The following is a 14,430-nucleotide window of genomic DNA, read 5'->3' on the forward strand; positions in this document are numbered from 1 at the left end:
CTGTGGGAGCAAGGCTTGCCCGCGATGGCAATCTTATTGTCACTGCAAATGTTGGGTTGTTACTCCGGCTTCTGATAAGTGTCGATCACTTCCTGCGCCGCCCGAAACGCATCGATCGCCGCCGGCACGCCGGCATACACCGCGCAATGCAGCAGCGCCTCGCGGATCTCTTCCACGGTGCAACCGTTGTTCAGTGCACCACGCACATGACCCTTCAACTCCTGCGGACACTTCAGCGCAGTCAGCGCGGCGAGGGTAATCAGGCTGCGGGTTTTCAATGGCAACCCTTCGCGGTTCCACACACCGCCCCAGGCGTGTTCGTTGACGAAATCCTGCAGCGGCTGGGTGAACTCGGTGGCGTTGCCCAGCGCGCGATCGACGAAGGCATCGCCCATCACTTGGCGACGTACTTCAACGCCGGCTTTTTTATTCTCGGTCATGGCAATTCCCTCTTGTGGTGTTGGCGACGCCAGGCGCGCAGCGACGTGAACAGCAAGAACGCCACCAGCGCCGGCAGGACGAAAAACAGCATCAAATGTTCAAGCTTGCCCGCCAGCGGCATGCCGGTGGTGAACGACACCACGTGCAGGCCGTAAGCCAGGTACAAGCCCAAAAACAACAGGCCTTCGGCGCGGGTCACCCGGTAACCGGAATAGAACACCGGCAGGCAAAGCGCCGCGACGCCGAGCATCACCGGCAGGTCGAAATCCAGGGCGTTGGGCGACACCGACAGTGGCGATGGTGCAATCAATGCGGTGACGCCGAGCACGCCCAGCAGGTTGAACAGATTGCTGCCGATCACGTTACCCACCGCGATTTCCCGCTCACCGCGCAAGGCGGCGATCAACGAGGTGGCAAGCTCAGGCAAAGACGTGCCGATGGCGACGATGGTCAGGCCGATGATCCGCTCCGACAACCCCAGTTCGGTGGCGACCGATACCGCCGCACCCAGCAGCAAATGCCCGGCGTACACCAGTAGCGCCAGACCGACGAAGATCATCAGCAGGCTGCTGATCCACGGCGCCTGCTCGCCTTCGTGGCTGATCGAATGCGGGCGAGCCGAGTGCCGGGACTGACGCAGCAGCAAGCCCAGGTACAACACCAGTGCCGCCAGCAAAATCGTGCCGTCGGTGCGGGTCAGTTCTTCGTTCCAGGCCAGCACGAACACCAGCAGGCTGGCGCCGATCATCAGGGGAATGTCCAGGCGCACCAGTTGCCGTGACACCCGCAACGGGATGACCAGTGCGGATAACCCGAGGGTGACGAGGATGTTGAATATGCTGCTGCCGATCACGCTGCCGACGGCGATGTCGGCGTTATGCGCGAGGGTCGCTTGAAGGCTGACCGCCATCTGCGGTGCGCTACTGCCGAGGGCGACGATGGTCAGGCCGATGATCAGCGGTCGTACATGTAGGCGAGCGGCCAGGCGCACCGCTGCACGCACCATCAGTTCGGCGCCGGCAATCAATAGCACCAGCCCACTGAACAATTCGATCACGCTGATCAGGGGTAAATCGGCAAGTCCGAAAATGGTCGGGGCTCCGTGGTTCAGTCGTCGAGGGCTTGCACGCGAACCCGTGCGGTGCCGCTCTTGAGCATGCCCAGGCGTGCGGCGGCTTCATGGGACAGGTCAATCAGGCGCCCACGGGTGTGTGGCCCGCGATCGTTGATGCGCACCACGCAGGATCTGTCGTTGTTCAGGTTGGTGACCTTCACCCGCGTGCCGAAGGGCAACTGGCGATGGGCGGCGGTCAGGGAATTCTTGTCGAAACGCTCGCCACTGGCGGTGCGTTTGCCTTGGTGTTTGGCGCCGTAATAGGACGCTACACCAGTCCTGTCATAGCCGTGCGGATCGACGGTTTCGGTGCTGGCGCAACCGGCCAGCAGAGAGAGCAGGGCGCAGGCGCCAAGTAGACGTTTCATTTGAAGGCTTCCAAAAAGAACTGTGGGAGCGAGCCTGCTCGCGAATGCCATTCTGACAGCCAACTTTGTGTTGAGTGCCAAACCCCATTCGCGAGCAGGCTCGCTCCCACAGTAAATGGAGCCAGATCTGAAAGCTGGCTCCATTCTCATCAGCCTTCGAGCTTGCTTTTGAGCAGTTCGTTGACCTGTTGCGGGTTGGCCTTGCCTTTGGAGGCTTTCATGGCCTGGCCGACGAAGAAGCCGAACATCTTGCCGCGTTTGGCTTCGTCTGCCGCGCGGTACTGTTCGACCTGTTCGGCATTGGCCGCGAGCATTTCGTCCAGCACCGCCGAGATCGCGCCGGTGTCGGTCACTTGCTTGAGGCCGCGCTTGTCGATGATCTCGTCCGCACTGCCTTCGCCGTTGGCCATGGCTTCGAACACCACCTTGGCGATCTTGCCGGAGATGGTGTTGTCCTTGATGCGCAGCAGCATGCCGCCCAATTGCTCGGCGGAAACCGGCGACTCTTCGATGTCCAGGCCTTGCTTGTTCAGCAGGCTGCCCAGTTCAACCATGACCCAGTTGGCCGCCAGTTTGGCGTCACCGCCAATGCTCGCGACTTTCTCGAAGTAATCGGCTTGCTCGCGGCTGGTGGCCAGGACGCTGGCGTCATAGACCGACAGACCGAACTGCGCCTGGAAACGCTCGCGCTTCTGCGGTGGCAGCTCAGGCAGGGTGGCGCGTACGTCATCGAGGAAGGTGTTTTCAATGACCACTGGCAGCAGGTCCGGATCGGGGAAGTAACGGTAGTCGTTGGCTTCCTCCTTGCTGCGCATCGGACGGGTTTCGTCCTTGTTCGGGTCGTACAGGCGCGTCTGCTGGATCACCTTGCCACCGTCTTCGATCAACTCGATCTGACGCTGGATTTCGCTGTTGATCGCCTTCTCGATGAAGCGGAACGAGTTGACGTTCTTGATCTCGCAGCGGGTGCCGAACTCGACCTGGCCTTTCGGACGGATCGATACGTTGCAGTCGCAACGCAGCGAACCCTCGGCCATGTTGCCGTCGCAGATGCCCAGGTAACGCACCAGCGCGTGAATCGCCTTGACGTAAGCCACGGCTTCCTTGGCGCTGCGCATGTCCGGCTCGGAGACGATTTCCAGCAACGGCGTGCCGGCACGGTTCAGGTCGATGCCGCTGGCGCCGCTGAACTCTTCGTGCAGGCTCTTGCCGGCGTCTTCTTCCAGGTGCGCGCGGGTAATGCCGACGCGTTTGACCGTGCCGTCTTCCAGGGCGATGTCCAGGTGACCCTTGCCGACGATCGGCAATTCCATCTGGCTGATCTGGTAGCCCTTGGGCAAGTCCGGGTAAAAATAGTTTTTACGGGCGAACACGTTGTGCTGGCCGATCTCGGCGTCAATCGCCAGGCCGAACATCACCGCCATGCGCACCGCTTCCTGGTTCAGCACCGGCAATACGCCAGGCATGCCCAGGTCGATCAGGCTCGCCTGGGTATTCGGCTCGGAACCGAAGGTGGTGGAACTACCGGAAAAGATTTTCGACCGGGTGGTGAGCTGGGTGTGAATCTCCAGCCCGATCACGACTTCCCATTGCATGTGTGTCTCCTCAGAAGCCGGTTGGGGTGCGGGTGTGCCAGTCGGTGTTCAACTGGTACTGGTGCGCAACGTTTAGCAAGCGGCCTTCCTGGAAATACGGGGCGAGCAGTTGCACACCGACCGGCAGGCCATCGACAAAACCTGCTGGCATGGACAAGCCCGGCAGACCCGCGAGGTTGGCGGTGATGGTGTAGACGTCTTCCAGGTACGCAGCGACCGGGTCGCTGTTCTTGGCGCCGAGCTTCCAGGCCGGGTTCGGCGTGGTCGGGCCGAGGATGATGTCGACCTCATTGAAGGCAGCCATGAAGTCGTTCTTGATCAAGCGACGAATCTTCTGCGCCTTCAGGTAGTAGGCATCGTAGTAACCGGCGGACAGCGCGTAGGCACCGACCATGATCCGGCGCTGCACTTCAGGTCCGAAGCCTTCGCCACGGGAGCGTTTGTACAGGTCGATCAGGTTTGCCGGGTTTTCGCAGCGGTAGCCGAAACGCACACCGTCGAAACGCGACAGGTTGGAAGAGGCTTCCGCCGGGGCGATCACGTAGTACGCAGGGATCGCGTGCTGCATGTTCGGCAGGCTGATTTCCTTGACCACGGCGCCGAGCTTTTCCAGCTCCTTGACGCTGTTGTGGATCAGATCGGCGATGCGCGGATCGAGACCGGGGCCGAAGTACTCTTTAGGTACGCCAATGCGCAGGCCTTGCAGCGAGCCGTTCAGGCTGGCGCTGTAGTCCGGCACGGGCTCGTCGATGCTGGTGGAGTCGTTCGGATCGAAGCCGGCCATGCCTTGCAACAAAATTGCGCAGTCTTCGGCGGTGCGAGCCAGCGGGCCACCTTGGTCGAGGCTGGAGGCGTAGGCAATCATGCCCCAGCGCGATACACGACCGTACGTCGGTTTCAGACCGGTGAGGTTGGTCAGGGCGGCGGGCTGACGAATGGAGCCGCCGGTGTCGGTGCCGGTGGCGGCAGGCAACAGACGAGCGGCAACCGCAGCGGCCGAACCGCCCGACGAACCGCCTGGAACGTGCTCCAGGTTCCACGGGTTTTTCACCGCGCCGTAGTAGCTCGACTCGTTGGCCGAACCCATGGCGAACTCGTCCATGTTGGTCTTGCCTAGGGTCACGGCCCCGGCAGCGGCCAGCTTGGCGACGACGGTGGCGTCGTACGGAGCCTTGAAGTTGTCGAGCATCTTCGAGCCGCAGCTGGTACGGATGCCCTGGGTGCAGAACAGGTCCTTGTGGGCGATCGGCGCACCCAGCAGGGCGCCGCTCTCACCCTTGGCGCGGCGTGCGTCAGCGGCTTTCGCCTGCGTGAGCGCCAGCTCTTCGGTGAGGCTGATGAAGCTGTTGAGCTGCGGATCGAGCTGGGCGATACGCGCCAGCAAGACTTTGGTCAGCTCTTCGGAGGAAAACTTTTTATCGGCGAGTCCGCGGGCGATCTCGGCCAGAGTCAATTGATGCATTGCAGGCTCTTTCCCTTTAGTCGATGACTTTCGGAACCAGGTACAGGCCGTTTTCGACCGCTGGTGCGATGGACTGGTAAGCCTCGCGGTTATTGGTCTCGGTCACGACGTCCGCACGCAGGCGCTGGCTGGCTTCCAGTGGGTGGGCCAGCGGCTCGATGCCGTCGGTATTGACCGCCTGCATTTCGTCGACGAGCCCAAGAATGCTGTTGAGGGCCGAAGTGATGTGTGGAAGATCGGCTTCATTGAGGCCAAGGCAGGCCAGATGAGCGATTTTTTCCACGTCGGAGCGTTCTAGCGCCATTGGGATTCTCCAGTGGAAAACAAGACGGACGGCGTCCGTGTGTTAGATTGTCGGAACACTACCGCACTTCTACGGTCATAAGGCCGCGATTGTGGGGCTTGGTGCACAGAAAAGCGGCCAATTTAACATATTGGCGCCTTGCCCAAAATCCCTGTCGTTGTTAGAGTTTGCCGCACTTTTTTACCCACGCGTTGCCTAGGGTCCCTTTCCCATGTTCAAGAAACTGCGTGGCATGTTTTCCAGCGATCTTTCCATTGACCTGGGCACTGCCAACACCCTTATTTACGTGCGCGAGCGCGGTATCGTCCTGAATGAGCCATCGGTTGTGGCCATTCGGACACACGGTAACCAGAAAAGTGTCGTTGCTGTCGGCACCGAAGCCAAGCGCATGCTTGGTCGTACGCCGGGCAACATTGCTGCCATTCGTCCGATGAAGGACGGCGTGATCGCCGATTTCAGCGTCTGCGAAAAGATGCTGCAGTACTTCATCAACAAGGTTCATGAAAACAGCTTCCTGCAGCCTAGCCCTCGCGTGTTGATCTGCGTTCCGTGCAAATCCACCCAGGTTGAGCGTCGCGCCATCCGTGAATCGGCCCTCGGTGCCGGTGCCCGTGAAGTGTTCCTGATCGAAGAGCCAATGGCCGCCGCCATCGGTGCCGGCCTGCCGGTTGAAGAAGCTCGCGGTTCGATGGTCGTGGATATCGGTGGTGGTACTACCGAAATTGCCCTGATCTCCCTGAACGGTGTGGTTTACGCCGAATCCGTCCGCGTTGGCGGCGACCGCTTCGACGAAGCGATCATCACCTACGTGCGTCGCAACTACGGCAGCCTGATCGGTGAGTCCACTGCCGAGCGCATCAAGCAGGAAATCGGTACGGCCTACCCGGGCGGCGAAGTGCGTGAAGTCGACGTGCGTGGCCGTAACCTGGCCGAAGGCGTTCCACGCGCATTCACCCTGAACTCCAACGAAGTGCTGGAAGCTCTGCAAGAGTCCCTGGCGACCATCGTTCAGGCTGTGAAGAGCGCTCTGGAGCAATCGCCTCCGGAACTGGCTTCCGATATCGCCGAGCGTGGCCTGGTACTGACCGGTGGTGGCGCCTTGCTGCGTGACCTCGACAAGTTGCTGGCCCAGGAAACCGGTCTGCCGGTGATCGTCGCCGAAGACCCGTTGACCTGCGTTGCTCGCGGCGGTGGCCGTGCATTGGAAATGATGGATAAGCACACCATGGATCTGCTCTCCAGCGAGTAAGTCGCCGGATCGCCTCCATGCTGTTGAGCGCGCAGGCAGCACTTTGCAGTGCTGCCTGTTCGCGTTTATCTTCTGTCAGTCTGCATCCAGGCCAGTTTGATGCCGTATGAATAAAGAGAACATTTGCCTGGGAGGAGCGGCTTATTAAACCGCTTTTCACCAAGGGTCCCTCACTGGGCGTGCGCTTGTTGGTGCTGGTCGTGCTTTCGGTCGCACTGATGGTGGTCGATGCCCGCTTCACACTGCTCAAGCCAGTGCGTAGCCAAATGTCGCTGGTGCTGATGCAGTCTTACTGGATCACCGACCTACCGCAGCGGCTATGGCAGGGGGTGGCCAGCCAGTTTGGCAGCCGTACCGAACTCGTCGCCGAAAACGAAAAACTCAAGACCGAAAACCTGTTGCTGCAGGGGCGGATGCAAAAGCTCGCCTCCCTGACCGAGCAGAACGTTCGGCTGCGCGAGTTGCTCAACTCTTCTGCACTGGTCAACGAAAAGGTCGAAGTGGCCGAATTGATCGGCATGGACCCCAACCCGTTCACCCATCGCATCATCATCAACAAAGGTGAGCGTGACGGGGTGATCCTCGGTCAGCCGGTACTCGATGCCCGTGGCCTGATGGGGCAAGTGGTCGAGTTGATGCCCTATACCTCCCGGGTCTTGTTGCTCACCGATTCCACCCACAGCATTCCGGTGCAGGTCAACCGCAACGGCTTGCGGGCGATTGCCAGCGGCACCGGTAACCCGGAACGCCTCGAACTGCGTCACGTGGCGGATACTGCCGATATCAAGGAAGGCGATCTGCTGGTCAGCTCTGGCCTCGGTCAGCGTTTCCCGGCGGGTTACCCGGTGGCCACGGTCAAGGAAGTGATACATGACTCCGGCCAGCCGTTCGCCATTGTTCGCGCGGTGCCGACCGCTGCCTTGAATCGCAGTCGTTACCTGCTGCTGGTGTTCAGCGATGGCCGCACTGCCGAAGAGCGTGCGAACGACGCCGCGCAGGCTCAGGAGTCTCTGGATGCGCAAGGCGGTGGGCCAATCATCCCGGCGACCGTGCCCAAGCCTGCGGTTGTTCCGGCGGCCGTCGCGGCGCCAGCCACTCCAGCGGCCCCAGCGACTGCTCCGGCAGCTACCCCGGCCAAGCCTGCCGCCGCACGTCCTGCCGCTTCCAAACCGCCTGCGACTGCCCCGGCGACCAAGCCTCCAGCAGCGCAACCCGCGAAACGTGTTGCCAAACCGCCTGTCTCTGAGCCGGCTACCACTGGGAGGCAAGAATAATGGTCGGTGTCAAAGCCTCGCGAAACGGCTGGATCGTCTGGCTGACGTTTGCCATCGGCATGCTGCTCAGCGTTTCGCCGCTACCGCAATTCATGGAAATCCTTCGCCCGCTGTGGCTGGCCTTGCTGCTGGCGTTCTGGGCGTTGACCCTGCCGCAGAAAGTCGGGATGGTCACCGCGTGGTGCCTGGGGCTGGCTGAAGACGTGCTGTATGGCACGTTGCTGGGCCAGAACGCATTGATCCTGACCCTCATCACCTACCTGGTGCTGGCGCTGCAACAGCGCCTGCGGATGTTCCCGATGTGGCAGCAGAGCCTGGTGATCCTGGTGATCTTCGGCCTCGCTCAGCTGGTTCAACTATGGCTGAGCGCCCTGACCGGCAATCGTCAGCCAACACTGGCGCTGGTGTTGCCGGCTCTGGTCAGCGCGTTGCTCTGGCCCTGGATCAGCTTCGGTTTGCGCGGATTGCGTCGACGCTACAAAATCAATTAATTGGGTCAGGCATTTGCCCGAACTTGGACAGAGGGAGATGTCTTGATGAAACGGCTGTATCTTGCCTCTGGCTCGCCGCGTCGGCGTGAACTGCTCACGCAGATCGGCGTGCCGTTCACCGCCATCAGTGCGGACATCGATGAAACCCCTCTGACTAATGAATCCCCCTCGGCCTACGTCGAACGACTCGCGCGTGGCAAGGCTGCAGCCGGGCGCGATTCGGTGGTGAGCGACGATTCCTTCTGTGTGCTGGGCGCTGATACCGCCGTGGTGCTCGACGGCAAAATTCTCGGCAAACCGGTTGATGAAGCCGACGCTTGCGCCATGCTGAAGATGTTGTCCGGTAAAGAACATGAAGTCCTGACGGCCATTGCGCTGCTTGAAGGTGAGCGTTGCGAGTCGCGGGTGGTGCGCAGCGTGGTGCGTTTTCGCCCCATCGGCAGCGACGAGGCGGCGGCCTACTGGTCAAGCGGCGAGCCGCGGGACAAGGCGGGTGGTTATGGAATTCAAGGATTGGGTGCGGTATTTGTCGCCGGGCTCGATGGAAGCTACTCGGCGGTGGTTGGACTGCCACTGTGCGAAACCGCGGAACTGCTCGGCCATTTCGGCATACCCTGTTGGCAAACCCATAACGCGCGCTAAGCGTCGTACTGACCAGATGCGGCCATTATCGTGAACATGCCTGAACGAGATCCTGCCATGAGTGAAGAGATTCTGATCAACATCACGCCGATGGAATCGCGCGTGGCGGTGGTCGAAAACGGTGTCCTGCAAGAGGTTCATGTCGAGCGCACGCAAAAGCGCGGGATCGTCGGCAACATCTATAAAGGCAAAGTCGTGCGGGTATTGCCGGGCATGCAGGCGGCATTTGTCGATATTGGCCTGGATCGCGCAGCGTTCATCCATGCTTCGGAAATTTCCCTGCGTGAAGGCCCTGCGGTGGAGAGCATCAGTGCCCTGGTGCACGAAGGCCAGAGCCTGGTGGTGCAAGTCACCAAAGACCCGATCGGCTCCAAAGGCGCACGCCTGACCACTCAGCTGTCGATCCCTTCGCGCTACCTGGTGTACATGCCGCGCACCGCACATGTCGGCATTTCGCTGAAGATCGAAGACGAAGCCGAGCGCGAACGCCTCAAGCAAGTGGTCAGTGATTGCGTCGCCAAAGAAGGCATCCAGGAGGCCGGCGGTTTTATCCTGCGCACGGCAGCCGAAGGCGCCGGGGCTGACGAGATACTCATGGACATTCGCTATCTGCGAAGGCTCTGGGATCAGATCAATGTCCAGATCAAGACCATCAGTGCTCCCAGCGTAATCTATGAAGATCTCGGCCTGGCGCTGCGCACCTTGCGTGACCTGGTCAGCCCGAAGATCGAGAAGATTCGCATCGACTCACGGGAAACCTTCCAGAAAACCACGCAGTTCGTTGCCGAACTGATGCCGGAGATCGCCGATCGTCTGGAGCACTACCCTGGCGAACGACCGATTTTCGATCTGTACGGCGTCGAAGACGAAATCCAGAAAGCCCTGGAACGCAAAGTCCCGCTGAAGTCCGGCGGTTACCTGGTGGTCGATCCGGCAGAAGCCATGAGTACCATCGACGTCAATACAGGGGCGTTCGTCGGTCATCGCAACCTCGAAGAAACCATCTTCAAGACCAACCTTGAGGCTGCAACCGCCATTGCTCGCCAACTGCGCCTGCGCAACCTGGGCGGGATCATCATCATCGACTTCATCGACATGGAAGATGAAGAGCACCAGCGCCAAGTGCTGCGCACGCTGGAGAAGCAGCTGGAGCGTGACCACGCCAAGACCAACATCATCGGCATCACCGAGTTGGGCCTGGTTCAGATGACGCGCAAGCGCACCCGCGAAAGCCTCGAGCAGATATTGTGCGAGCCGTGCACCAGTTGCCAGGGCCGCGGCAAGTTGAAGACCCCGGAAACCGTTTGCTACGAAATCTTCCGCGAAATCCTCCGCGAAGCTCGCGCCTATCAGGCGGAAGGCTATCGTGTATTGGCGAACCAGAAAGTCGTCGATCGCCTGCTCGATGAGGAGTCGGGCAACGTTGCCGAGCTTGAAGGGTTCATTGGGCGCACCATTCGGTTCCAGGTAGAAACCATGTATTCCCAGGAACAATACGACGTGGTGCTGCTCTGATTCGCTGCATTTTGATTGTTTCTGAACGGCTGGCCTCAGCTTTTTGCAGGATTTTTTGCCATGGGAGCCAACTGACATGGAGCGTCTGACACGCATTTTGGCCGCACTGACCCGCTGGGGTCTGGGCCTGTGCGCGTTGGTTTTGGTGTTGATGGCGTTGTACGTCAGTCTGGGCCGGGAGCTGGCGCCCTTGTCGGCCGAGTACCGTGCTGAAGTCGAAGCAAAGGCCGGCGAGGCCTTGGGCATGCCGCTGCAAATCGGCGAGTTGAAAGGCAGCTGGAGGGGGTTCGCCCCTGTTTTGTCGGCTCACGATGTGACCGTGGGCGAGGGCGCTAACGCCCTCCACCTGGATCATGTGCAAGCAGTGCCGGACCTTTGGGCCAGTGTGCTGGCGCGTGACGTGCGCATCGCCCATCTGGAACTCAGCGGCCTGAAGATCAGCCTCAAGCAAGGCGACGACGGTCAGTGGGCGCTGGAAGGCTTCCCGGTCAAGGACGATCAGCCCCTCGATCCGGAACAGTTGCTCAATCGCATGCAGATGCTCCAGCAGTTGTCGTTGCTCGACAGCCAGATCACCTTGCAGCCGTGGGGAGCGTCGCCGCTGACCTTGACCTACGTCGGCCTGAATCTGAAAACCGGTGCCACCCGGCAACGGCTCGATGCCCGCCTGACCCTGCCTGATGGGCAACCGCTGGCCATGAGCCTGCGCACGCGCATTCGCGCGAGCGAGTGGAAGGACGGTTCCGCCGAGATTTACCTGAGCCTGCCGCAAAGTGACTGGTCGAAATGGTTGCCCGAGAGCATCAGCCAACAGTGGAATTTTTCCGAAATAAAGGCCGGTGGCGAGCTGTGGGCAACCTGGGGCCAAGGCATGCTGCAAAGCGCCGCAGTGCGTTTGAATGCTCCCCAACTCAAGGGTGCCTATGCCGACCGTAAACCGGTTCAGATCAATAATCTGGCGCTAAACGGCTATTTCCAGCGCAGTGCCGAAGGCATGTTGGTGACGGTGGACTCCCTGGCGATGAACCTCGGCGAGACCCGCTGGGAATCGCGTCTGCAAGTCAAGCAGTCTGTCGCTGACGACAAGTCCGGGGAACTCTGGCATTTGCAGGCCGACCGCTTCGAGCTTACCCCGCTCACGCCATTGCTCAATGCCCTGGCACCACTGCCGGAAGGATTTGCCACGGTGGTCGAGCGACTAAAGGTCACCGGCGGGTTGCGGAATGTGCTGGTCGATGTGCGGCCCGATGCCACGGATGACAGCAAATTCAGCTTTGCCGCCAACCTCGACCGGGTCGGTTTCGATGCCTATCACGGTGCGCCGGCGGCGCGAAATGTCACGGGCAGCATCAGCGGTGACCTTGGGCACGGCGAATTGCGCATGGACAGCAAGGATTTCATGCTGCACCTGGACCCGATTTTCGCCAAGCCATGGCAGTACATTCAAGCCAATGCCCGCCTGACCTGGAAGCTCGACAAAGAAGGTTTCACGCTGATCGCGCCATACCTGAAAGTGTTGGGCGAAGAGGGCAAGATTGCCGGCGATTTCCTGATCCGCCTGCATTTCGATCACACCCAGGAAGACTACATGGACCTGCGGGTCGGTATGGTCGAAGGTGACGGTCGTTATACCGCCAAGTACCTGCCGGCGGTCCTCAGCCCGGCGTTGGACGAATGGCTGCGCACGGCGATTCTCAAAGGTGCGGTGGATCAAGGTTTCTTCCAGTACCAAGGGTCGTTGAACCACGGCGCGGCCGACACCGCGCGCAGCATCAGTCTGTTTTTCAAGGTGCACGATGCCGAATTGGCATTCCAGCCGGGTTGGCCCCATGTCAGCAAGGTCACGGGTGATGTGTTCGTGGAAGACAGTGGTGTGAGGATTCTGGCCAGCAAGGGGCAACTGCTCGACACCCAGGTCAGCGATATTTACGTCAATATTCCCCATGCACCGGAAGGGCAAAGTCCTCACCTGTTTCTCGACGGCGCGTTCGCCGGGGGCCTGGGCGATGGCCTGAAAATCCTGCAGCAAGCACCCATCGGTACTGCCGACACCTTCGCCGGATGGGAAGGCGACGGTGATCTGCAAGGCAAGTTGAAGCTGGATATTCCACTGACCAAGGGCGAACAACCGAAAATCCTGGTCGACTTCAAGACGGCCAAGGCTCGCCTGAAGCTGGCCGAACCGCCTCTGGAACTGACTCAGCTCAAAGGTGATTTCCGATTCGACAGTGCCAAAGGACTGAGCGGGCAGAACATCACCGCCCGTGCGTTCGACAAACCGGTGAGCGCGCAGATCTTCGCCGATGGCCGCGAGGGCAAGCTCAATACACGGGTCACCGCTTCGGGGCAGGTCGAAGTCAAAAAACTCTCGGAGTGGCTGAGCGTAACCCAGCCACTGCCCGCCAGCGGCGTGATTCCGTATCAGCTGAAACTGACCCTGGATGGGGCTGATAGCCAATTGATGGTCAATTCCGATCTCAAAGGCGTTGCAATTGATTTGCCGGCACCTTTCGGCATGACAGCAGATGCGGGGCGCGATACGACGTTCCGCATGACCCTGCAAGGAGCGGAGCGTCGTTACTGGGTGAATTATGGCGAATTGGCCAACTTCACCTTTGCCGCACCGACCGGCAATTTTGCCGAGGGGCGCGGTGAGTTGTTCCTGGGCAACGGCAATGCGGTGCTGCCTGACGCAAAAGGCCTGCGGGTGCGCGGCGTGCTGTCGGAACTGGACATCGGTCCGTGGCAGGACTTGATGACCAAATACGCCGGGAAAGACCCCGGTGGCAGTGCCAAACAGCTGCTCAGCGGCGCGGATTTCAAGGTTGGCAAGCTCAGCGCCCTCGGCACCACGCTGGATCAGGCGTCGGTACAGTTGACACGCAAGCCGGCCTCCTGGGCTTTGCAACTCGACAGTCAGCAGGTCAAGGGCAGCGCCAGCATTCCTGATTCGAAAGTCGCACCGATCGTGATCAATCTGCAAACCGTACGTCTGCCGGCACCCGACCCCACGGTCCTGGCCGACGAGAATTCGCCGGATCCGCTGGCGTCTGTAGACCCGAGCAAGATCCCGGCGCTGGATATCACCATCAATCAACTGTTCCAGGGCAATGACCTGGTGGGCGGCTGGTCGTTGAAGGTGCGTCCGACGGGCAGGGGCATTGCTCTCAACTCGCTGGACATGGGCCTCAAGGGCATCCTGTTGCAAGGCAACGGCGGCTGGGAAGGCGCGCCCGGCTCCAGCACAAGCTGGTTCAAGGGACGGATCAACGGCAAGAACCTGGCGGATGTGCTCAAGGGCTGGGGCTTTGCGCCAAGCGTCACCAGTCAGGAATTCCGTATGGATGTCGATGGCCGATGGCCCGGCTCACCGGCCTGGCTAGCCTCCAAGCGATTCTCCGGCACCCTCGATGCTTCGATGAAGGAAGGCCAGTTTGTGGAAGTCGAGGGCGGTGCTCAGGCATTGCGGGTGTTCGGGTTGCTTAATTTCAACTCCATTGGCCGGCGTTTGCGCCTGGACTTCTCCGACCTGTTCGGTAAAGGCTTGAGCTACGACAGGGTCAAGGGGCTGTTGGTGGCAACCAACGGCGTGTACGTCACCCGCGAGCCGATCCAGATGACAGGCCCCTCGAGCAATGTTGAACTCAATGGCACCCTGAACCTGGTGGGCGATCAGATCGACGCCAAATTGTTGGTGACCTTGCCGGTGACCAACAACCTGCCGATTGCCGCACTGATCGTCGGCGCACCGGCCATCGGCGGGGCGCTGTTCCTGATCGACAAGTTGATTGGTGATCGTGTGGCCCGTTTTGCCAGCGTGAAATACACCGTCAAAGGCCCCTGGAAAGACCCGAAAATCACCTTCGACCAACCTTTTTGAAACGCCAGCCTTCGGACCTTTGGAGTAGCATGGTCAGAACGGCTCGCCCCCCTGCAGGAGCGAGCTTGCTCGCGAAGAATGTGAGAACACCGCAT

12 protein-coding genes are annotated in these 14,430 nt (G+C 60.4%); 6 read left to right on the forward strand and 6 right to left on the reverse strand.

From position 1 onward, the window contains the following. Window positions 1-59: 59 nt before the first annotated feature. From BJ917_RS24320 to gatC, 6 genes are all read right to left on the reverse strand, one after another. Complete coding sequence (locus BJ917_RS24320; RefSeq protein ID WP_096513462.1) at window positions 60-440, reverse strand: carboxymuconolactone decarboxylase family protein; 381 nt, start codon at window positions 438-440, stop codon at window positions 60-62. Next, window positions 437-1,498: a calcium/sodium antiporter gene (locus tag BJ917_RS24325; RefSeq protein WP_121104971.1), complete on the reverse strand. Its 1,062-nt coding sequence runs from the start codon at window positions 1,496-1,498 to the stop codon at window positions 437-439. Before BJ917_RS24325 ends, BJ917_RS24320 begins: the two co-directional genes overlap by 4 nt. Window positions 1,499-1,548: 50 nt before the next feature. Next, window positions 1,549-1,923 (reverse strand): septal ring lytic transglycosylase RlpA family protein, encoded by a 375-nt coding sequence (locus tag BJ917_RS24330; RefSeq protein WP_096513460.1) that lies wholly within the window; start codon window positions 1,921-1,923, stop codon window positions 1,549-1,551. 149 nt (window positions 1,924-2,072) lie between these two features. Then, the gene (gene gatB, locus BJ917_RS24335; protein WP_096513459.1) at window positions 2,073-3,518 is read right to left on the reverse strand and encodes an Asp-tRNA(Asn)/Glu-tRNA(Gln) amidotransferase subunit GatB; all 1,446 of its coding nucleotides are present in this window, start codon (window positions 3,516-3,518) and stop codon (window positions 2,073-2,075) included. Between the two features lie 10 nt (window positions 3,519-3,528). Continuing rightward, a complete protein-coding gene (gene gatA / locus BJ917_RS24340) occupies window positions 3,529-4,980 on the reverse strand; it encodes an Asp-tRNA(Asn)/Glu-tRNA(Gln) amidotransferase subunit GatA (protein WP_096513458.1) in 1,452 nt (483 codons plus the stop codon). A gap of 16 nt (window positions 4,981-4,996) precedes the next feature. Then, the gene (gene gatC, locus BJ917_RS24345; protein WP_077045271.1) at window positions 4,997-5,284 is read right to left on the reverse strand and encodes an Asp-tRNA(Asn)/Glu-tRNA(Gln) amidotransferase subunit GatC; all 288 of its coding nucleotides are present in this window, start codon (window positions 5,282-5,284) and stop codon (window positions 4,997-4,999) included. A gap of 211 nt (window positions 5,285-5,495) precedes the next feature. On the opposite strand from gatC, the gene mreB reads away from it, so the two are divergent. The 6 genes from mreB (at window position 5,496) to BJ917_RS24375 (ending at window position 14,335) form a co-directional block, all read left to right on the forward strand. Then, a complete protein-coding gene (gene mreB / locus BJ917_RS24350; RefSeq protein ID WP_002555108.1) occupies window positions 5,496-6,533 on the forward strand; it encodes a rod shape-determining protein MreB in 1,038 nt (345 codons plus the stop codon). A gap of 143 nt (window positions 6,534-6,676) precedes the next feature. Further along, window positions 6,677-7,807: a rod shape-determining protein MreC gene (gene mreC / locus BJ917_RS24355; protein ID WP_121104973.1), complete on the forward strand. Its 1,131-nt coding sequence runs from the start codon at window positions 6,677-6,679 to the stop codon at window positions 7,805-7,807. Then, a complete protein-coding gene (gene mreD / locus BJ917_RS24360; protein ID WP_096513456.1) occupies window positions 7,807-8,298 on the forward strand; it encodes a rod shape-determining protein MreD in 492 nt (163 codons plus the stop codon). Before mreC ends, mreD begins: the two co-directional genes overlap by 1 nt. A gap of 45 nt (window positions 8,299-8,343) precedes the next feature. Continuing rightward, entirely contained in the window at window positions 8,344-8,940 is a 597-nt protein-coding gene (locus BJ917_RS24365) for a nucleoside triphosphate pyrophosphatase (protein WP_121104975.1), read from the forward strand. A 57-nt stretch (window positions 8,941-8,997) separates the two neighbouring features. Then, window positions 8,998-10,455: a ribonuclease G gene (gene rng, locus BJ917_RS24370; RefSeq protein WP_096513454.1), complete on the forward strand. Its 1,458-nt coding sequence runs from the start codon at window positions 8,998-9,000 to the stop codon at window positions 10,453-10,455. A 76-nt stretch (window positions 10,456-10,531) separates the two neighbouring features. Further along, a complete protein-coding gene (locus tag BJ917_RS24375; RefSeq protein WP_121104977.1) occupies window positions 10,532-14,335 on the forward strand; it encodes a YhdP family protein in 3,804 nt (1,267 codons plus the stop codon). Window positions 14,336-14,430: the final 95 nt, after the last annotated feature.

The organism is Pseudomonas sp. WPR_5_2 (genome assembly GCF_003634475.1).
Taxonomy (GTDB): domain Bacteria; phylum Pseudomonadota; class Gammaproteobacteria; order Pseudomonadales; family Pseudomonadaceae; genus Aquipseudomonas; species Aquipseudomonas izuensis.

What these genes read in the sequence shown, in the direction of transcription:
- gatC (WP_077045271.1), bottom strand. Translation starts at nt 5,284, where the DNA reads ATGGCGCTAGAACGCTCCGACGTGGAAAAAATCGCTCATCTGGCCTGC.
- rng (WP_096513454.1), top strand. Translation starts at nt 8,998, where the DNA reads ATGAGTGAAGAGATTCTGATCAACATCACGCCGATGGAATCGCGCGTG.
- gatB (WP_096513459.1), bottom strand. Translation starts at nt 3,518, where the DNA reads ATGCAATGGGAAGTCGTGATCGGGCTGGAGATTCACACCCAGCTCACC.
- BJ917_RS24365 (WP_121104975.1), top strand. Translation starts at nt 8,344, where the DNA reads ATGAAACGGCTGTATCTTGCCTCTGGCTCGCCGCGTCGGCGTGAACTG.
- BJ917_RS24330 (WP_096513460.1), bottom strand. Translation starts at nt 1,923, where the DNA reads ATGAAACGTCTACTTGGCGCCTGCGCCCTGCTCTCTCTGCTGGCCGGT.
- mreB (WP_002555108.1), top strand. Translation starts at nt 5,496, where the DNA reads ATGTTCAAGAAACTGCGTGGCATGTTTTCCAGCGATCTTTCCATTGAC.
- BJ917_RS24320 (WP_096513462.1), bottom strand. Translation starts at nt 440, where the DNA reads ATGACCGAGAATAAAAAAGCCGGCGTTGAAGTACGTCGCCAAGTGATG.
- mreD (WP_096513456.1), top strand. Translation starts at nt 7,807, where the DNA reads ATGGTCGGTGTCAAAGCCTCGCGAAACGGCTGGATCGTCTGGCTGACG.
- BJ917_RS24375 (WP_121104977.1), top strand. Translation starts at nt 10,532, where the DNA reads ATGGAGCGTCTGACACGCATTTTGGCCGCACTGACCCGCTGGGGTCTG.
- gatA (WP_096513458.1), bottom strand. Translation starts at nt 4,980, where the DNA reads ATGCATCAATTGACTCTGGCCGAGATCGCCCGCGGACTCGCCGATAAA.